The following is a 17,399-nucleotide window of genomic DNA, read 5'->3' as shown; positions in this document are numbered from 1 at the left end:
GGTAACCTCCTTTATCAATTAAAATTCGAGACCTGCCTCGCGGGCAGCATCTGCCAATGCTTTTACACGTCCATGATAAAGATATCCTCCACGGTCAAATACAACCGATTTGTAACCTTTATCCAGAGCACGTTTTGCGATTGCTTCTCCAACTTTCTCAGCGTTCTCAACGTTTGAACCAGCGCCAATGTTAAGATCTTTGTCAGCAGTTGAAGCACTTGCTACAGTTATTCCATTAATATCGTCTATTAATTGAGCATAAATGTTTTTATTTGAACGGAATACGTTAAGACGTGGACGCTCGGCTGTACCAAAGAGGTTTTTACGAACGCGACCGTGTCTTTTTTTACGGACAATATTTTTGTCAGGTTTTGTGATCATCTAGGTCACTCCTTTCTCGCCTAACTAATCTTACTTGGCAGTTTTACCTTCTTTACGGCGTACATATTCATCAGTATAACGAATACCTTTACCTTTGTAAGGCTCTGGTGGTCTGATTGCTCTTATGTTAGCTGCAACTGCACCAACCAATTCTTTATCAATACCTTTTATAGTTAATTGTGTGTTTTTAGGAACGTCAATTTCAATGCCATCAATTGCATCGATTTCAACTGGATGTGAATAACCAGCGCTAACTACAAGTTTGTTTCCTTGTTTTTGTGCACGATACCCAACACCAATAATCTCAAGTGATTTTTCGAAACCTTTACTTACGCCTTCAACCATGTTGTTGATTAGGCTGCGAGTAGTTCCGTGCAGGGCACGATGGTCTTTATGGTCACTTGGACGTTCAACTGTAAGAACGTTATCTTCAATATTTATTTTCATATCTGAGTGCAATTCTCTTGTTAATTCACCTTTTGGTCCTTTAACAGTAACCGTAGTGCCATTAAGTTTAAGTTCTACACCTTCAGGGATTTCTATCGGTTTAAGTCCTATACGAGACATTCCATGCACCTCCTCTTTAAAAAATGTTAATTACCAAACATACGCAAGAACTTCGCCACCAACAGCTTGTGAACGTGCTTCTTTGTCAGATAACACACCTTTAGATGTTGATACGATAGCTATACCTAAACCATTAAGTACACGTGGTACTTCGTCTGCTTTAGCGTATACGCGCAATCCTGGTTTACTAATACGTTTGATACCTGTAATTACTCTCTCTTCGCTTGCACTATATTTAAGGAAAATACGCAGAACACCTTGTTTGTTGTCTTCGACTAATTCATAATCTTTAACAAAACCTTCACGTTTCAGGATATCAGCGATCTCTTTTTTCATGTTAGAAGCAGGAAGCTCTAATTTTTCATGTTTAACCATATTTGCATTACGAATGCGAGTAAGCATATCTGCGATTGGATCTGTCATAACCATTACTAATTACCTCCTTCCCGAATCGGGGTTTACCAGCTTGCTTTTTTGACGCCAGGAATTTGACCTTTATAGGCAAGTTCACGGAAACAAATACGGCAAAGTTTAAATTTACGGATTACAGAGTGTGGACGACCACAACGCTCACAGCGTGTGTATTCTTGTACTTTATATTTGTGCGGACGTTTTTGTTTCGCAATCATAGATTTTTTAGCCACAATTTTCCCTCCTTGTATTAGCTCTTAGCTTATTTTTGGAAAGGCATGCCTAGCTGAGCTAAAAGTTCACGAGCTTCTTCGTCAGTATTGGATGTAGTTACGATAACGATATCCATACCACGAACTTTGCTTACCTTATCATAATTAATTTCTGGGAAAATCAGTTGCTCTTTAACACCTAATGTGTAATTACCACGACCATCAAAAGCTTTTTTTGAGATACCACGGAAGTCACGTACACGTGGAAGTGATACCGCGATTAGCTTTTGTAGGAATTCGTACATACGCTCACCGCGAAGGGTAACTTTTGCCCCGATAGGCATCCCTTCACGAAGGCGGAAACCAGCGATTGATTTCTTCGCACGAGTGATTAATGGTTTTTGACCAGAAATTAAAGAAAGTTCTTCAACAGCACTATCTAATGCTTTTGAATTTTGAACTGCATCACCAACACCCATGTTAATAACAATCTTTTCTACTTTTGGTACTTGCATTACAGAATCGTAATTGAATTTATTCATTAAAGATGGTGCAATTTCACCTTGGTATTTTTGTTTTAATTCGTTCATAGTGGCGCCCTCCTTTCGTCGCTAAATTATTTATCTAAAGCTTCACCGGATTTTTTAGCGATGCGGACTTTCTTTCCGTCTCGTACTTCATACCCAACACGAGTTGGTTCACCGGATTTTGGATCTAATGGCATTACATTAGAAACATGAATTGGAGCTTCTATATTTAGAATTCCGCCTTGCGGATTATCTTGAGAAGGTTTCGCGTGCTTTTGGATCATGTTGATTCCTTCAACAAGCACACGCTCTTTTTTCGGAAATGCTTCTAATATTGTACCTGTTTTACCGCGGTCTTTACCGGATAATACTTTAACTTTATCACCTTTTTTAACATGCATGCTTAACGCACCTCCTTGACAAGGTAATTCATTCTTATAACACTTCTGGAGCTAGAGATACGATTTTCATGAATTTAGCATCGCGTAATTCACGTGCAACTGGTCCGAAGATACGAGTTCCTCTTGGACTTTTATCATCACGGATAATTACGGCCGCATTTTCATCAAAACGGATATATGATCCATCTTTACGACGTGCACCAGATTTAGTACGTACGATTACTGCTTTAACAACTTCGCCTTTTTTGACAACGCCGCCTGGTGTTGCTTGTTTGACTGTACAAACAATTACATCACCAATATTAGCAGTCTTACGTCCTGATCCACCCAATACTTTGATGGTCAATACTTCACGAGCACCAGAGTTATCTGCAACTTTTAAACGAGATTCCTGTTGAATCATAACGCTGTGACCTCCCTTCGGATACATTCCGAGCGAACTTTAATTAGATGATTACCGCTTCTTCTGTTACTTCTAGTAAACGAAAACGTTTCGTAGCTGATAATGGGCGAGTTTCCATAACACGAACGACATCACCTATTTTTGCAACATTGTTTTCATCATGTGCCTTGAATTTCTTAGAATACTTAACACGTTTACCGTATAATTTATGAAATTTGTAAGTTTCAACTAAAACTGTGATTGTTTTATCCATTTTGTCGGAAACAACACGGCCTGTATATACTTTACGATTATTACGTTCAGTCATTGAGGCTAACCTCCTCTCTTTAGAATCAGTTATTCACGCTTATTTCACGTTGACGTACAACAGTTTTCATACGTGCGATTGCTTTCCGTACTTCACGGATTCGTGCAGTGTTTTCCAACTGGCCAGTAGCAAGCTGGAAGCGTAAATTAAATAGTTCTTCTTTTAACGATTTTACTTTTTGTTCAATTTCGGCAGTGGTTAGATCTCTTATTTCATTAGCTTTCATTGCTTTCACCACCAATTTCTTCACGTTTTACGAATTTTGTTTTAATCGGCAGTTTATGAGAAGCAAGTCTTAGCGCTTCACGAGCAACTTCTTCTGGTACACCTGCGATTTCAAACATAATTTTTCCAGGTTTAACTACTGCTACCCATCCTTCAGGAGCACCTTTACCGGATCCCATTCGGACTTCAAGAGGCTTTGCAGTATATGGTTTGTCTGGGAAGATTTTAATCCAGACTTTACCACCACGTTTCATGTAACGAGTCATTGCAATACGAGCGGCCTCGATTTGACGGCTTGTAATCCATGATGCTTCTGTTGCTTGTAAACCGAACTCACCGAAAGCAACCGTTGTGCCACCTTTTGCTTGGCCTCTCATTTTACCACGATGTTGTCTACGATATTTAACACGTTTAGGCATTAACATAGTAATGAGCCCCCTCCCTTATTTGTTGGTTTTCGTTGGAAGGACTTCTCCACGATAGATCCACACTTTAACACCTAATTTACCATAAGTAGTATCAGCTTCTGCTGTACCATAGTCAATATCAGCACGTAATGTGTGTAGTGGCACTGTTCCTTCACTATAATGTTCCGCACGAGCGATATCTGCTCCACCTAGACGGCCGGAAACTTGAGTTTTAATTCCTTTAGCTCCTCCACGCATTGCGCGTTGAATTGCTTGCTTTTGAGCACGACGGAATGAAATACGGTTTTCTAATTGACGAGCAATGTTGTCCGAAACCAATTTAGCGTTAAGATCAACTTTCTTGATTTCAACGATATTGATATGAACTCTTTTGCCTGTCAAACTGTTTAATGATTTACGTAGAGCTTCTACTTCAGAACCGCCTTTTCCAATTACCATCCCTGGCTTACCAGTATGAATTGTAATGTTTACACGGTTAGCTGCACGTTCGATTTCGATAGAAGAAACAGCAGCTGTACTTAAGCGGTTTTCAAGATATTCTCTGATTTTAATATCTTCATGCAGTAAGTCTGCATAGTCTTTACCTGCATACCATTTTGACTCCCAGTCTTTAATGATACCTACGCGAAGACCTGTCGGATTCACTTTTTGACCCACTGACTATCCCTCCTTCTTTTCTGTTACCACTACTGTAATGTGGCTTGTGCGTTTGTTGATTTTACTTGCGCGTCCTTGTGCACGTGGACGGAAACGTTTCATTGTTGCACCTTCATTTACGAATGCTTCGGAGATAATTAGATTATCTGTATCCATTTCGTAGTTGTGTTCTGCATTTGCGATAGCAGAATTCAAAACTTTTTCTACGACTGGAGAAGCACCGCGTTGTGTGTGGCGTAAAATTGCAATTGCTTCGCCAACATTTTTTCCTCGAATTAGATCTACGACTAAACGAACCTTACGAGGAGCAATACGAACTGATTTCGCAACGGCTTTAGCTTGCATGCCTAGTACCTCCTCTCATTATCGTTTTGTTCTCTTATCGTCACCAGAGTGTCCTCTGTACGTACGAGTTGGTGCGAATTCACCTAATTTATGTCCGACCATATCTTCTGTTATATAAACTGGCACATGTTTGCGTCCATCATAAACAGCTATTGTGTGACCAATAAATGTCGGGAAAATTGTTGAGCGACGTGACCAAGTTTTAACAACTTGTTTCTTGTCATCCTCATTTAAAGTATCAATTTTCTTTAATAGATGGTCATCTGCAAAAGGTCCTTTTTTCAAACTACGACCCATGGATAAACCTCCTTCCGCAATTGAGAGACGGGTCTTACTTCCCGCCCTTTATTCCGATTATTTTTTACGTTTACGAACGATATATTTATCAGACGGCTTGTTGCGTTTACGCGTTTTGTAACCAAGAGTTGGTTTACCCCATGGTGACATTGGTGATTTACGTCCGATTGGAGCACGTCCTTCACCACCACCGTGTGGGTGATCGTTAGGGTTCATTACGGAACCACGAACAGTTGGGCGTTTGCCTAACCAGCGCGAGCGACCAGCTTTACCGATGCGGATAAGTTCATGTTCAATGTTACCAATCTGACCAATTGAAGCACGGCAAGTAGTAAGAATTAAACGAACTTCGCCGGAAGACAAACGTACGAGTGTATATTTTTCTTCACGACCAAGAATTTGAGCTTGAGCACCAGCTGAACGAGCGATTTGTCCACCGCGTCCTGGTTTTAATTCGATGTTATGAATGATCGTACCAACAGGAATGTTTGCTAGTGGAAGTGCATTACCAACTTTGATATCTGCATTTACACCTGACTCAATTACCTGCCCTACTTTAAGTCCTTTCGGAGCTAAAATATAACGTTTTTCTCCGTCAGCATAATTGATCAATGCAATGTTTGCTGTACGGTTTGGATCATATTCAATTGTGGCAACGCGTCCTGGTATACCATCTTTATCACGTTTAAAGTCGATAACACGGTATTGACGTTTGTGACCGCCACCTTGATGACGAACCGTTAATCTCCCTTGGTTGTTACGTCCACCGCGTTTGTGCAATGGTGCCAAAAGGGATTTCTCAGGAGTATCCGTAGTGATTTCTGCAAAATCTGATACAGACATATTACGTCTACCATTTGAGGTTGGTTTGTATTTTTTAATCGCCATCTTTTTCCCTCCTTCTCGAAATTTTTAGTTTAAGCTTCGAAGAAATCCAGTTCTTTACTGTCTTCTGTAAGCTGAACGATAGCTTTTTTACGATCTGAGCGATATCCACCGTAACGGCCCATTCGCTTGAATTTACCTTTGACATTCATCGTGTTGACTTTCTCAACTTTAACACCAAAGATTGTTTCTACTGCATCTTTAATCTCTGTTTTGTTTGCTTTTGGAGATACTTCGAACGTATATTTTTTGTCTGCCATTAAATCTGCGGAATTCTCTGTAATGACAGGACGTTTAATAACATCACGTACGTCTTTCATTATGCGAGCACCTCCCCTGCTTTTTCAGCTGCATCTTTAGAAATGATCAGCTTGTCATGCGTAAGCAAGTCTAGTACATTCAATCCCTCTACTGTTAATACTTTAACAGATTGAAGGTTGTTTGCTGAGCGTATTACTGCTTCATCTTTTTCAGCAGTTACGATCAGTACTTTTGTATCAACGTTTAACGCATCCAGCATTTTTATAACTTCTTTTGTTTTTGGAGCATCGATTACAATGTTATCCAATACAAGTAAGCTATCTTCTTTTACTTTAGAAGACAATGCGGATTTAAGTGCTAAACGACGTACTTTCTTCGGTAATTTGTAGCTGTAGCTGCGTGGTGTTGGTCCAAAAACAACTCCACCGCCAACCCATTGTGGTGAGCGAATAGATCCTTGACGCGCACGGCCAGTTCCTTTTTGACGCCATGGTTTACGACCGCCACCGCGTACTTCAGAGCGATTTTTAACTGCATGATTACCTTGTCTTAATGATGCACGTTGCATCAATACTGCTTCATGCAATACATGTGTATTTGGTTCAATACCGAAAACGGAATCGTTTAACTCGATATCTCCTGCATTACTTCCATCTTGTTTTAAAAGTGCTACTTTAGGCATGACATATCCTCCCTTCGTATGTGTGATTAGTTACCTTTTACTGCACTTAATACTTGAACATAAGATTTTTTAGCGCCAGGGACATTACCTTTAACCAGCAATAGATTCTTTTCAGCATCTACACCAACGATTTCAAGGTTTTGTATAGTCACTTGCTCAGATCCCATGTGTCCTGGTAAGTTTTTACCTTTAAAAACACGCATTGGGTCAACGTCACCCATTGAACCTGGTGATCTGTGGAAATGGGAACCGTGGGACATTGGTCCACGTTGTTGTCCGTGGCGTTTAATAACACCTTGGAAACCTTTACCCTTAGATGTTCCTGTTACATCAACTTTTTCTCCGGCCTGAAAAACTTCAACGCTGATTTCTTGACCAACTTCGTAAGTGTCAAGATCTGCGTTACGGATTTCACGAACGTAGCGCTTAGGGGCTGTGTTTGCTTTCTCAGCATGACCTTTTTCCGCTTTGTTTGAACGTGATTCCTTTTTATCAGCAAAACCGAGTTGCAATGCTTCATAACCATCATTTTCTAATGTTCTCTTTTGCAAAACTACATTTGGCTCAGCCTGAATTACTGTAACTGGGATCAACTCTCCGTTTTCAGAAAAAAGCTGAGTCATGCCGATTTTACGACCTAAGATTCCTTTCGTCATCCGTTACACCTCCTATATTTAAAAACATATTTTATAGTTTAATTTCAATGTCCACACCAGATGGTAAGTCAAGACGCATTAGCGAATCAACAGTCTTTGGTGTTGGATCAACAATATCGATCAAACGTTTATGAGTACGCATCTCGAATTGTTCGCGAGAATCTTTATACTTATGCACCGCACGTAGTATCGTATAAATAGATTTCTCAGTTGGTAATGGAATTGGTCCAGATACTTTAGCACCGGAACGTTTCGCAGTATCCACAATTTTTTCAGCAGACTGATCTAAAATACGGTGATCATATGCTTTTAAACGAATTCTGATTTTCTCTTTTGCCATTATTTTCCCTCCTTTTCGCCCATATTCATATAGACATTCTCCGTGAAAATTCCTTAGCACCCCGCCATGGCAAAGGGGCCGGGTGTGCCAACAACCTTCCACATCATCGCCTTTAATGACCAACATTAATATTATACTAAAAATGCCGGTCCAATGCAACTCCTATTTTTTAATAGAAGTTCACGCATTTCTGTATTATACATAGTTTCTACATTGATTGCAAGCTTTTTAAGAATTTTTTTAGGAGTTTTTTTAGGAGTTTTATATGGAAAGAGATTAGTACATTATGATGGAGCAGATTGTACGACGAATTGTAGGGCTAGGTCTATATAATAACTACTCTCTCCTAATGAACTTCAAAATAAACCTTGATAGACATAGAAGCGCTTTTGGATCGCATTTCAATTTCTTAACAGCTGATTAAGAACCCTACCGTATAACATCAGTTTTACAAATCCAGAGTGATCCTAGACTGTTGCATCTATTTGCGGAGTTTTTATCGATATTAATTTCCATTAGAAAACTTGGTTGTCACCAAGCCTTTCGGTGACATCCTTAGTTGCACTTATGCAGATAGGAAAGTTTTATACTATCTGCCAAAAAAATAAAGCAGACAGCGTCGTCACGCTGTCTGCTTTATATAAAATGAATTATTTTTGGATAGATGATACAACACCTGAACCTACTGTACGTCCACCTTCACGGATTGAAAAACGAGTACCGTCTTCAATAGCAATTGGTGAGATAAGTTCAATTGTCATTTCAATGTTATCACCAGGCATTACCATTTCAACGCCTTCTGGAAGTTGGATAACTCCAGTTACATCCGTTGTACGGAAGTAGAACTGTGGACGATAGTTTGAGAAGAATGGTGTATGACGTCCACCCTCTTCTTTTGATAATACATAAACTTCAGATTTAAAGTTTGTATGTGGAGTGATTGTACCTGGTTTAGCAAGTACTTGACCACGGTTGATATCTTCACGTGCAACACCACGAAGTAGTGCACCAATGTTATCACCAGCTTCAGCATAATCAAGAAGCTTACGGAACATTTCAACACCAGTTACAGTAGTTTTACCTGGAGCTTCGTTAAGTCCAATGATCTCAACTTCATCCCCAACTTTAACTTGACCACGCTCAACACGACCAGTTGCAACTGTTCCACGACCAGTGATTGAGAATACATCCTCAACAGGCATCATGAATGGTTTATCAGTGTCACGCTCTGGAGTTGGAACGTATTCATCAACTGCAGCCATTAATTCAACGATTCTTTCTTCGTATTCTGCATCGCCTTCAAGAGCTTTAAGAGCAGAACCTTTAACTACTGGTACATCATCACCAGGGAAGTCATATTCAGTTAATAAATCACGAACTTCCATTTCTACTAATTCAAGTAGCTCTTCGTCATCTACCATATCTGTTTTGTTAAGGAATACTACGATTGTAGGAACCCCAACGTTACGTGAAAGTAAGATATGCTCACGAGTTTGTGGCATTGGGCCATCAGCAGCAGATACTACAAGAATAGCTCCATCCATCTGAGCAGCACCAGTGATCATATTTTTAACGTAGTCAGCGTGACCCGGGCAGTCAACGTGTGCATAGTGACGAGTTTCAGTTTCATATTCTACGTGTGAAGTTGAAATCGTAATTCCACGTTCTTTTTCTTCTGGAGCACCATCAATTTGGTCATACCCCATTGCAGTACCATTACCGTTTCTTTTAGCCATAACAGTTGTAATAGCAGCAGTTAATGTCGTTTTACCATGGTCAACGTGTCCGATTGTACCAACGTTGACGTGACTTTTTGAGCGATCAAACTTTTCTTTACCCATTTATAGTTCCTCCTTTAAATAAATAACAATTTTTTATTATTTTATTTACCGCTACGAAATAATGCATGCAGGTTATTTCCATAGCCTTTACTAAATGTTATACGTTAGTTTAAAGAAAAAATCAATTAATCACCAGAATTTTTCTTTATAATTTCTTCTGTGATACTCTTCGGTGTTTCTTCATAATGGTCAAACGTCATTGTATATGTTCCACGGCCTTGCGTGTTTGAACGTAATGCAGTTGCATAACCAAACATTTCTGCAAGTGGCACAAACCCTTTAACAAGTTGCGCATTACCGCGAGTTTCCATACCTTCGATCCGTCCACGACGGGAAGTGACGTCACCCATGATGTCTCCCATGTATTCTTCAGGAATAACGATTTCAACTCTCATCATTGGTTCAAGAAGTACTGGATTACATTTATTTTTGGCTGCTTTCAATGCCATTGATGCAGCTATTTTAAATGCCATTTCATTCGAGTCAACATCATGATAGCTACCATCATATAAGGAAGCTTTAATATCGATCAATGGATAACCAGCTAATACGCCGTTTTCCAATGATTCGCGAACACCTTGCTCAACAGCAGGGATATATTCACGCGGAACAACCCCACCGACGATTTTGTTTTCAAATACAAATCCAGCGCCCTCTTCATTTGGCTCAAATTTGATCCAAACGTGACCGAACTGTCCACGTCCACCGGACTGACGTACGAATTTACCTTCCACTTCAGCAGATGCACGGAATGTTTCACGATAGGAAACCTGTGGTGCGCCTACGTTAGCTTCAACTTTAAATTCACGTCTCATACGGTCAACAATGATGTCAAGGTGAAGTTCACCCATACCAGAGATAATTGTTTGACCAGTCTCTTGGTTTGTTTCCGTTCTAAAAGTAGGATCCTCTTCAGCTAATTTAGCTAATGCAGTACCCATTTTATCTTGGTCAGCTTTTGTTTTAGGTTCAATAGCAACAGAGATAACTGGCTCTGGGAATTCCATGGATTCTAAAATAACAAGATTTTTTTCATCACATAGTGTATCACCAGTAGTTGTATCTTTTAGACCAACAGCAGCAGCGATTTCTCCAGAATACGCTATTGAAATCTCTTCACGGGAGTTTGCATGCATTTGCAGGATACGTCCTACACGCTCACGCTTATCCTTAACAGAGTTTCTAACATAGGATCCAGATTCTAAAGTTCCAGAGTAAACACGGAAGAAAGTCAATCTTCCTACGTATGGATCTGTCATAACTTTAAATGCCAGTGCAGAGAATGGTGCGTCATCAGATGATGCACGGGTAACTTTTTCTTCTGTTCCAGGAACGATACCTTCGATTGGCGGTACATCCGTTGGTGCTGGAAGATAGTCAAGAACACCATCCAACATTAATTGAACACCTTTGTTCTTAAATGCAGACCCACAAAATACAGGATAGAAATCTACATTTAAAGTAGCGTTACGAATTGCTTGTTTCAGTTCTTCGTTGGAAATTTCTTCCCCTTCAAGATACTTCATCATCAATTCTTCGTCACTTTCAGCAACTGCTTCAATCAGGCTTGCACGCAGCTCTTCAGCCTGCTCTTTTAATTCAGCAGGAATTTCACGCGCTTCATCACGAGTTCCAAGATCATCCAAATAGAAATGAGCTTCCATTTTGATCAAGTCAATAATCCCATTAAATTCATCTTCTGCGCCGATTGGCAATTGAACAGGATGTGCATTCGCACCGAGACGGTCTTTCAACGTACCAGTTGAATAAATGAAATCTGCACCCGTTTTATCCATTTTGTTAATGAATACAATACGCGGTACACCATAAGTTGTAGCTTGACGCCAAACTGTTTCTGTTTGCGGCTCTACACCTGATTGTGCATCAAGTACTGTTACAGCACCATCAAGCACACGCAATGAACGTTCAACTTCAACAGTGAAGTCTACGTGTCCCGGTGTATCGATGATGTTAATGCGGTGTTCTTTCCAAGCAGCAGTTGTTGCAGCGGAAGTAATTGTAATTCCACGCTCCTGCTCCTGTTCCATCCAGTCCATTTGTGAGGCACCTTCATGTGTTTCACCAATCTTATGAATACGTCCTGTATAGAAAAGAATACGCTCAGTAGTAGTGGTCTTACCTGCATCGATATGCGCCATAATACCAATATTACGCGTCTTTTCCAAGGAGAACTTTCTAGCCATGTATTCTTCTCCTTCCTCTTAAAAGCTTTGGTTAGATTTGGCAGGTAAAAAAGTAAAAAACTTTCTTACCGCATAAGTGTAACTAAGGCATTCGCCCAAAAGCTTAGCCTTTCGCCAAGTTTTCTAATATTACCAGCGGTAGTGAGCGAATGCTTTGTTCGCTTCTGCCATTTTATGCATATCTTCACGTTTCTTAACAGCAGCTCCTGTGTTGTTAGAAGCATCAAGAATTTCATTAGCAAGGCGTTCTTCCATCGTTTTTTCTCCACGAAGACGTGAATAGTTAACGATATAACGCAATCCTAATGCCTGACGACGTTCAGGGCGAACCTCAACTGGCACTTGGTAGTTTGATCCACCTACACGGCGGGCACGAACTTCAAGTACAGGCATTACGTTTTTCATAGCTTGCTCAAAAACTTCCATTGCGTTCTGTCCACTTCTTTCAGCAACAAGTCCAAACGCATTATAAAGGATTTTCTGTGCTTTCCCACGTTTACCATCAATCATAATTTGATTGATTAAACGAGTTACTAATTTTGAATTATAAAGCGGATCTGGCAATACATCACGTTTTGGTACTGGTCCTTTACGAGGCATATTAGTATCCTCCTTTCCTATTCTATATTATTTTTAGTGTGTTATTTTTTTTCTTTTGGTTTTTTAGTTCCGTATTTAGAACGGCCTTGCATACGTCCGTCTACTCCAGCAGTATCAAGCGCACCACGAACGATGTGGTAACGTACCCCTGGTAAATCTTTTACACGACCACCACGGATAAGTACAACACTGTGTTCTTGCAGGTTGTGTCCGATACCTGGAATGTATGCAGTTACTTCCATGTTGTTTGACAAGCGAACACGTGCATATTTACGAAGTGCAGAGTTCGGTTTTTTTGGAGTCAATGTACCAACACGAGTACATACACCACGTTTTTGTGGAGAACTTTGGTCAGTAAGTCTCTTTTTGAAACTGTTGTAACCTTTGTTAAGTGCTGGAGAATCAGACTTTCTTGTTTTGCTTACGCGTCCTTTGCGTACTAACTGATTAATTGTAGGCATTTTTATGTCCTCCCTTCTTGGTTTATATCTTTAATTTAAAACAGCAATCAGATTTTCTGAACACCGATTGTAAACCCACACATCCAGGTGGTTCATCTTTTGGTAAAAAATAATGCTTCGACAATCATTAACGACGTCAAAACGTTTATTTCCTGAGCGCAGCTGTAGTTGCGCCAACCTTTATACCGCAAGCGGCACCGAGTTTTTTCATAGAATCCACATGCTGGCAAGGTATACCTAGTTCAATTGCCAAACTGACTACTTTTTGTGTTATTTGCCTGTCAGCATCATCGGCAATAACGACTTCACTTATTTCGCTATTTCTCATAGCTTTAAGTGTCTGCTTTGTCCCAATGATTATACGCGACCTTGCTTTTGTCACTTTTTCATAAGACATCCGAGTATCCTCCAAAGTAACAAGTATAATCGGAAGCACCTTGAATATAGTACCATTCTATATTTTTTATGTCAATATATATTAGACTATTTTTTTAGTGCTTCCGACTTTTTTCTTGTTAAACTTTTTTTACAATATCCTAAATCCCGCCTAACGCAGGCAACATTTACATGCCGCCTGCGCCTTGCATAGGGATTGTTGTTATTGTACTGTCTCTATTTCTTCTTCCACTGTTTCCGGTTTGTCCATGCCAACTTTAATGTTTCGATATTGTGGCATACCGGTACCTGCCGGAACTAGTTTTCCAATGATAACATTTTCTTTAAGTCCAAGCAGTTCGTCTCGTTTTCCTTTGATTGCCGCATCGGTAAGAACACGCGTTGTTTCCTGGAACGACGCTGCGGAAAGGAATGAATCTGTTTCTAGGGAAGCCTTTGTAATACCCAAGAGTACTGGACGTCCTGTTGCAGGCTCTCCACCACTGTTAAGCACGGAATGGTTTGCATCTTTAAATTGGTGCAGCTCAAGTAATGAACCTGGTAGTACTTCCGTGTTCCCTGCCGAAACAACCCTAACTTTACGAAGCATTTGTCGAACCATTACTTCTACGTGCTTATCACCAATTTCTACCCCTTGCATACGGTATACGCGTTGAACTTCACGAAGCAGGTAATCCTGGACGCCTTCAACACCTTTAATACGCAAGAGTTCTTTTGGATCAACAGAACCCTCTGTGAGCTCCTGACCCGCTACTACTTCTTCACCGATGGAAACTTTTATACGGGCATTATATGGAACTGCATAATTGCGTTGTTCCACTTCACCTTGTATAACAATTTCCTGTTTATCTTTAACTTCTTTAACTTCCAGAACGGAACCGGCAATTTCAGTAATAACTGCCTGACCTTTTGGATTACGCGCTTCAAATAATTCTTGGATACGCGGTAAACCTTGTGTAATATCATCTCCGGCAACCCCACCAGTATGGAATGTACGCATTGTCAACTGTGTACCAGGTTCACCGATTGATTGGGCTGCGATAATACCAACAGCTTCTCCAACTTCAACATCGGCTCCCGTTGCCAGGTTGCGACCATAACATTTCTGGCAAACCCCGTGTTTCGTATTACATGTAAATGCAGTACGAATGGTTACCTCTTCAATACCAGCTTCAATAATTTCTTTCGCTTGATCTTCGGAAATCAATTCATTTTTCGATACAATAACTTTTCCTGTTTCAGGATGTTTCGCAGTAATGAAAGCAGTTCTTCCGATTAATCGGTCGAATAAAGGCTCGATAACTTCAGAGCCATCCACCAATGCAGATACTGGCAGCCCTCGATCGGTACCGCAATCTTCCTCGCGAATAATGACATCCTGTGCAACATCTACTAGACGCCTTGTCAGGTAACCCGAATCCGCTGTTTTCAGAGCTGTATCGGCAAGACCTTTACGCGCTCCGTGAGTGGAAATAAAGTATTCCAATACCGTTAAACCTTCACGGAAACTTGATTTAATTGGAATCTCAATGATCTTACCAGACGGATCGGCCATTAGTCCACGCATACCAGCAAGCTGCGTAAAGTTGGACGCATTACCCCTTGCACCCGAATCACTCATCATGAAGATAGGGTTGCGGTTGCTTAAGGAATCCATCAATTTATTTTGAATAACATCTTTTGCCTGTGTCCAAATGGATATAACCCTCTCATAACGCTCCTCTTCCGTGATTAAACCACGACGGAACTGTTTGAGTACGTTATCCACCTTGGATTGCGCTTCATCAAGAATTCCTTGTTTTTCAGCCAATACTACGATATCTGAGATACCAACGGTCATACCCGCTTTAGTTGAATAGCTGAATCCCAAGTCTTTCATGCGGTCAAGCATTCTGGATGTTTCTGTAATCTTAAATTGTTTGAATACTGCAGCAATAATATCACCTAGAAAACCTTTTTTGAACGGTTTTACCAATTCGCGATTTTTGATTTCTTCTCTAATATCCGTTCCGCGTTCTACAAAATAGACTTCTGGCGTTTTTTCTTCCAGATTCACTTTGGTCGGTTCGTTAATATAAGGGAAGGAATCAGGTAATATTTCGTTAAATATTAACTTACCTACAGTTGTAAGTAGCAATTGTGAATTTTGCTTTTCGGTAAACGTCTTATTATTTAGACTGGAAGCTTGCACTGCTACTCTCGTATGCAGGTGTGCATAGCCGTTTTGATAGGCAGTCATAGCCTCATTGGCATCTTTGAAGATACTTCCTTCACCAACTGCTTTCTCACGTTCCAGTGTCAGATAATAGTTACCCAATACCATATCCTGTGATGGTGTAACAACTGGTTTACCATCTTTTGGATTCAAAATGTTTTGTGCGGCAAGCATTAGGATTCTAGCTTCAGCCTGTGCTTCTGCTCCAAGTGGAACGTGAACAGCCATTTGGTCACCATCGAAGTCGGCGTTGTATGCTGTACATACTAATGGATGCAAACGAATTGCACGACCGTCAACCAACGTCGGTTCAAATGCCTGAATACCCAATCTGTGCAATGTAGGTGCACGGTTAAGTAAGACCGGATGCTCTTTGATTACATCTTCAAGCACATCCCAGACATCTGGATGTACACGTTCAATTTTGCGCTTTGCAGATTTAATGTTATGAGCAAGCCCTCTGGCCACAAGTTCTTTCATGATAAATGGTTTGAAGAGCTCCAGAGCCATCTCTCTTGGGAGTCCACATTGATACATTTTAAGGTTGGGACCTACAACAATTACGGAACGCCCAGAATAATCCACACGTTTTCCAAGCAAGTTTTGACGGAAACGACCTTGCTTCCCTTTTAGCATATGCGACAATGATTTTAATGGTCTATTACCTGGTCCTGTTACCGGACGACCACGGCGGCCATTATCGATTAATGCGTCAACCGCTTCCTGAAGCATACGTTTTTCATTTTGAACGATGATGCTTGGTGCACCTAGATCCAATAATCTTTTTAGACGGTTATTACGGTTGATTACTCTACGGTATAAATCATTTAAATCAGAAGTGGCAAATCTTCCTCCATCAAGCTGTACCATTGGACGGATTTCCGGTGGTATAACAGGAAGAACATCCAACACCATCCAGCTTGTATCATTACCTGAATGACGGAAAGCTTCCATTACTTCCAAACGTTTGATTGCTCTTGTTCTTCGTTGTCCTTGAGCACTTTTCAACTCTTCTCTCAGTGCATCAACCTCTTTATCAAGGTCGATATCCTGAAGAAGCTTACGGATAGCTTCAGCACCCATTTGCGCTTTAAACGTATTACCGTACTTATCATAATAGGTACGAAATTCCTTTTCGGACAACAGCTGTTTTTTCTCTAAAGGTGTATTCCCCGGGTCCGTTACGATGTAAGCAGCAAAATAGATAACTTCTTCCAATGCACGCGGTGACATGTCAAGTACAAGTCCCATACGGCTAGGAATGCCCTTAAAGTACCAAATATGTGATACTGGAGCAGCAAGTTCGATGTGTCCCATTCTTTCCCGGCGGACTTTCGCTTTTGTTACTTCCACTCCACAACGATCACAAACGACACCTTTGTAACGTACACGTTTGTATTTCCCACAATGACATTCCCAGTCTTTTTGCGGTCCAAAAATTCTTTCACAGAACAAACCGTCTTTTTCCGGTTTCAATGTACGATAGTTAATTGTTTCCGGCTTTTTAACCTCACCATATGACCAAGAACGAATCTTTTCCGGTGAAGCAAGCCCGATTTTCATATACTCAAAATTATTTACATCCAACAAGGGGCAATCCTCCCTTTATAATGTGCGATTTTACCACTGGATCCATGTAAAAATTATATGCTAGTTGCAGAATGGTCCGCTTAACGAACCGATTCTGCAATTGATTT

The 17,399-nt window shown here is 40.5% G+C and carries 24 protein-coding genes; all 24 read right to left on the bottom strand.

Going from position 1 to position 17,399, the window contains the following annotated elements; genetic code table 11:
- Positions 1 to 18: 18 nt before the first annotated feature.
- The gene (rplR, locus tag MN204_RS18380; protein WP_249872555.1) at positions 19 to 381 is read right to left on the bottom strand and encodes a 50S ribosomal protein L18; all 363 of its coding nucleotides are present in this window, start codon (positions 379 to 381) and stop codon (positions 19 to 21) included.
- A 30-nt stretch (positions 382 to 411) separates the two neighbouring features.
- Positions 412 to 948, bottom strand: a complete 537-nt coding sequence (rplF, locus tag MN204_RS18375; protein WP_249872554.1) for a 50S ribosomal protein L6 — start codon at positions 946 to 948, stop codon at positions 412 to 414.
- A gap of 30 nt (positions 949 to 978) precedes the next feature.
- Positions 979 to 1,377 carry a 30S ribosomal protein S8 gene (gene rpsH, locus MN204_RS18370; RefSeq protein ID WP_249872553.1) on the bottom strand — a complete coding sequence of 133 codons (399 nt, stop codon included), beginning with the start codon at positions 1,375 to 1,377 and terminating at the stop codon, positions 979 to 981.
- Positions 1,378 to 1,406: 29 nt separating this feature from the next.
- Positions 1,407 to 1,592: a type Z 30S ribosomal protein S14 gene (locus MN204_RS18365; RefSeq protein WP_249872552.1), complete on the bottom strand. Its 186-nt coding sequence runs from the start codon at positions 1,590 to 1,592 to the stop codon at positions 1,407 to 1,409.
- Positions 1,593 to 1,621: 29 nt separating this feature from the next.
- Positions 1,622 to 2,161: a 50S ribosomal protein L5 gene (rplE, locus tag MN204_RS18360; protein ID WP_010652083.1), complete on the bottom strand. Its 540-nt coding sequence runs from the start codon at positions 2,159 to 2,161 to the stop codon at positions 1,622 to 1,624.
- Positions 2,162 to 2,187: 26 nt separating this feature from the next.
- Positions 2,188 to 2,499 carry a 50S ribosomal protein L24 gene (gene rplX / locus MN204_RS18355; protein WP_249872551.1) on the bottom strand — a complete coding sequence of 104 codons (312 nt, stop codon included), beginning with the start codon at positions 2,497 to 2,499 and terminating at the stop codon, positions 2,188 to 2,190.
- 34 nt (positions 2,500 to 2,533) lie between these two features.
- Complete coding sequence (gene rplN, locus MN204_RS18350; RefSeq protein ID WP_249872550.1) at positions 2,534 to 2,902, bottom strand: 50S ribosomal protein L14; 369 nt, start codon at positions 2,900 to 2,902, stop codon at positions 2,534 to 2,536.
- A 43-nt stretch (positions 2,903 to 2,945) separates the two neighbouring features.
- The gene (rpsQ, locus tag MN204_RS18345; protein WP_249872549.1) at positions 2,946 to 3,209 is read right to left on the bottom strand and encodes a 30S ribosomal protein S17; all 264 of its coding nucleotides are present in this window, start codon (positions 3,207 to 3,209) and stop codon (positions 2,946 to 2,948) included.
- A 25-nt stretch (positions 3,210 to 3,234) separates the two neighbouring features.
- Positions 3,235 to 3,435: a 50S ribosomal protein L29 gene (rpmC, locus tag MN204_RS18340; protein ID WP_249872548.1), complete on the bottom strand. Its 201-nt coding sequence runs from the start codon at positions 3,433 to 3,435 to the stop codon at positions 3,235 to 3,237.
- Entirely contained in the window at positions 3,425 to 3,859 is a 435-nt protein-coding gene (gene rplP, locus MN204_RS18335; RefSeq protein WP_249872547.1) for a 50S ribosomal protein L16, read from the bottom strand. Before rplP ends, rpmC begins: the two co-directional genes overlap by 11 nt.
- An 18-nt stretch (positions 3,860 to 3,877) precedes the next feature.
- Positions 3,878 to 4,519 (bottom strand): 30S ribosomal protein S3, encoded by a 642-nt coding sequence (rpsC, locus tag MN204_RS18330; RefSeq protein WP_249872546.1) that lies wholly within the window; start codon positions 4,517 to 4,519, stop codon positions 3,878 to 3,880.
- Positions 4,520 to 4,522: 3 nt separating this feature from the next.
- Positions 4,523 to 4,864 (bottom strand): 50S ribosomal protein L22, encoded by a 342-nt coding sequence (gene rplV, locus MN204_RS18325; RefSeq protein ID WP_249872545.1) that lies wholly within the window; start codon positions 4,862 to 4,864, stop codon positions 4,523 to 4,525.
- An 18-nt stretch (positions 4,865 to 4,882) separates the two neighbouring features.
- Positions 4,883 to 5,161 carry a 30S ribosomal protein S19 gene (rpsS, locus tag MN204_RS18320; protein WP_249872544.1) on the bottom strand — a complete coding sequence of 93 codons (279 nt, stop codon included), beginning with the start codon at positions 5,159 to 5,161 and terminating at the stop codon, positions 4,883 to 4,885.
- A 57-nt stretch (positions 5,162 to 5,218) separates the two neighbouring features.
- On the bottom strand, positions 5,219 to 6,049 hold the full coding sequence (gene rplB, locus MN204_RS18315) for a 50S ribosomal protein L2 (protein ID WP_249872543.1): 831 nt from the start codon (positions 6,047 to 6,049) through the stop codon (positions 5,219 to 5,221).
- 29 nt (positions 6,050 to 6,078) lie between these two features.
- On the bottom strand, positions 6,079 to 6,366 hold the full coding sequence (gene rplW / locus MN204_RS18310) for a 50S ribosomal protein L23 (RefSeq protein ID WP_249872542.1): 288 nt from the start codon (positions 6,364 to 6,366) through the stop codon (positions 6,079 to 6,081).
- Positions 6,366 to 6,989: a 50S ribosomal protein L4 gene (gene rplD, locus MN204_RS18305; RefSeq protein ID WP_249872541.1), complete on the bottom strand. Its 624-nt coding sequence runs from the start codon at positions 6,987 to 6,989 to the stop codon at positions 6,366 to 6,368. Before rplD ends, rplW begins: the two co-directional genes overlap by 1 nt.
- Positions 6,990 to 7,015: 26 nt before the next feature.
- On the bottom strand, positions 7,016 to 7,645 hold the full coding sequence (rplC, locus tag MN204_RS18300) for a 50S ribosomal protein L3 (protein WP_249872540.1): 630 nt from the start codon (positions 7,643 to 7,645) through the stop codon (positions 7,016 to 7,018).
- Between the two features lie 31 nt (positions 7,646 to 7,676).
- A complete protein-coding gene (rpsJ, locus tag MN204_RS18295; RefSeq protein WP_010652096.1) occupies positions 7,677 to 7,985 on the bottom strand; it encodes a 30S ribosomal protein S10 in 309 nt (102 codons plus the stop codon).
- Positions 7,986 to 8,635: 650 nt separating this feature from the next.
- Positions 8,636 to 9,826, bottom strand: a complete 1,191-nt coding sequence (gene tuf, locus MN204_RS18290; protein WP_249872539.1) for an elongation factor Tu — start codon at positions 9,824 to 9,826, stop codon at positions 8,636 to 8,638.
- 125 nt (positions 9,827 to 9,951) lie between these two features.
- Complete coding sequence (gene fusA, locus MN204_RS18285; protein ID WP_249872538.1) at positions 9,952 to 12,030, bottom strand: elongation factor G; 2,079 nt, start codon at positions 12,028 to 12,030, stop codon at positions 9,952 to 9,954.
- Between the two features lie 129 nt (positions 12,031 to 12,159).
- Entirely contained in the window at positions 12,160 to 12,630 is a 471-nt protein-coding gene (rpsG, locus tag MN204_RS18280) for a 30S ribosomal protein S7 (RefSeq protein ID WP_249872537.1), read from the bottom strand.
- Between the two features lie 41 nt (positions 12,631 to 12,671).
- A complete protein-coding gene (gene rpsL, locus MN204_RS18275) occupies positions 12,672 to 13,091 on the bottom strand; it encodes a 30S ribosomal protein S12 (protein WP_067729211.1) in 420 nt (139 codons plus the stop codon).
- A 145-nt stretch (positions 13,092 to 13,236) separates the two neighbouring features.
- Positions 13,237 to 13,488: a 50S ribosomal protein L7ae-like protein gene (locus tag MN204_RS18270; RefSeq protein ID WP_249872536.1), complete on the bottom strand. Its 252-nt coding sequence runs from the start codon at positions 13,486 to 13,488 to the stop codon at positions 13,237 to 13,239.
- Between the two features lie 201 nt (positions 13,489 to 13,689).
- Positions 13,690 to 17,292 (bottom strand): DNA-directed RNA polymerase subunit beta', encoded by a 3,603-nt coding sequence (gene rpoC, locus MN204_RS18265; protein ID WP_249872535.1) that lies wholly within the window; start codon positions 17,290 to 17,292, stop codon positions 13,690 to 13,692.
- Between the last annotated feature and the right edge of the window lie 107 nt (positions 17,293 to 17,399).

It is taken from the genome of Oceanobacillus saliphilus (assembly GCF_023522835.1).
Taxonomy (GTDB): Bacteria; Bacillota; Bacilli; order Bacillales; family Amphibacillaceae; genus Oceanobacillus; species Oceanobacillus saliphilus.
This window is presented reverse-complemented; position numbering and strand designations above follow the sequence as displayed.

What these genes read in the sequence shown, in the direction of transcription:
- rpsL (WP_067729211.1), bottom strand. Translation starts at nt 13,091, where the DNA reads ATGCCTACAATTAATCAGTTAGTACGCAAAGGACGCGTAAGCAAAACA.
- rplC (WP_249872540.1), bottom strand. Translation starts at nt 7,645, where the DNA reads ATGACGAAAGGAATCTTAGGTCGTAAAATCGGCATGACTCAGCTTTTT.
- rpmC (WP_249872548.1), bottom strand. Translation starts at nt 3,435, where the DNA reads ATGAAAGCTAATGAAATAAGAGATCTAACCACTGCCGAAATTGAACAA.
- rplB (WP_249872543.1), bottom strand. Translation starts at nt 6,049, where the DNA reads ATGGCGATTAAAAAATACAAACCAACCTCAAATGGTAGACGTAATATG.
- fusA (WP_249872538.1), bottom strand. Translation starts at nt 12,030, where the DNA reads ATGGCTAGAAAGTTCTCCTTGGAAAAGACGCGTAATATTGGTATTATG.
- rplN (WP_249872550.1), bottom strand. Translation starts at nt 2,902, where the DNA reads ATGATTCAACAGGAATCTCGTTTAAAAGTTGCAGATAACTCTGGTGCT.
- rpsJ (WP_010652096.1), bottom strand. Translation starts at nt 7,985, where the DNA reads ATGGCAAAAGAGAAAATCAGAATTCGTTTAAAAGCATATGATCACCGT.
- rpsQ (WP_249872549.1), bottom strand. Translation starts at nt 3,209, where the DNA reads ATGACTGAACGTAATAATCGTAAAGTATATACAGGCCGTGTTGTTTCC.
- rplD (WP_249872541.1), bottom strand. Translation starts at nt 6,989, where the DNA reads ATGCCTAAAGTAGCACTTTTAAAACAAGATGGAAGTAATGCAGGAGAT.
- rplP (WP_249872547.1), bottom strand. Translation starts at nt 3,859, where the DNA reads ATGTTAATGCCTAAACGTGTTAAATATCGTAGACAACATCGTGGTAAA.
- rplE (WP_010652083.1), bottom strand. Translation starts at nt 2,161, where the DNA reads ATGAACGAATTAAAACAAAAATACCAAGGTGAAATTGCACCATCTTTA.
- rplW (WP_249872542.1), bottom strand. Translation starts at nt 6,366, where the DNA reads ATGAAAGACGTACGTGATGTTATTAAACGTCCTGTCATTACAGAGAAT.
- rpsS (WP_249872544.1), bottom strand. Translation starts at nt 5,161, where the DNA reads ATGGGTCGTAGTTTGAAAAAAGGACCTTTTGCAGATGACCATCTATTA.
- rplV (WP_249872545.1), bottom strand. Translation starts at nt 4,864, where the DNA reads ATGCAAGCTAAAGCCGTTGCGAAATCAGTTCGTATTGCTCCTCGTAAG.
- rplF (WP_249872554.1), bottom strand. Translation starts at nt 948, where the DNA reads ATGTCTCGTATAGGACTTAAACCGATAGAAATCCCTGAAGGTGTAGAA.
- rplX (WP_249872551.1), bottom strand. Translation starts at nt 2,499, where the DNA reads ATGCATGTTAAAAAAGGTGATAAAGTTAAAGTATTATCCGGTAAAGAC.
- rplR (WP_249872555.1), bottom strand. Translation starts at nt 381, where the DNA reads ATGATCACAAAACCTGACAAAAATATTGTCCGTAAAAAAAGACACGGT.
- rpsH (WP_249872553.1), bottom strand. Translation starts at nt 1,377, where the DNA reads ATGGTTATGACAGATCCAATCGCAGATATGCTTACTCGCATTCGTAAT.
- rpsG (WP_249872537.1), bottom strand. Translation starts at nt 12,630, where the DNA reads ATGCCTCGTAAAGGACCAGTACCAAAACGTGATGTATTGCCAGATCCG.
- MN204_RS18270 (WP_249872536.1), bottom strand. Translation starts at nt 13,488, where the DNA reads ATGTCTTATGAAAAAGTGACAAAAGCAAGGTCGCGTATAATCATTGGG.
- tuf (WP_249872539.1), bottom strand. Translation starts at nt 9,826, where the DNA reads ATGGGTAAAGAAAAGTTTGATCGCTCAAAAAGTCACGTCAACGTTGGT.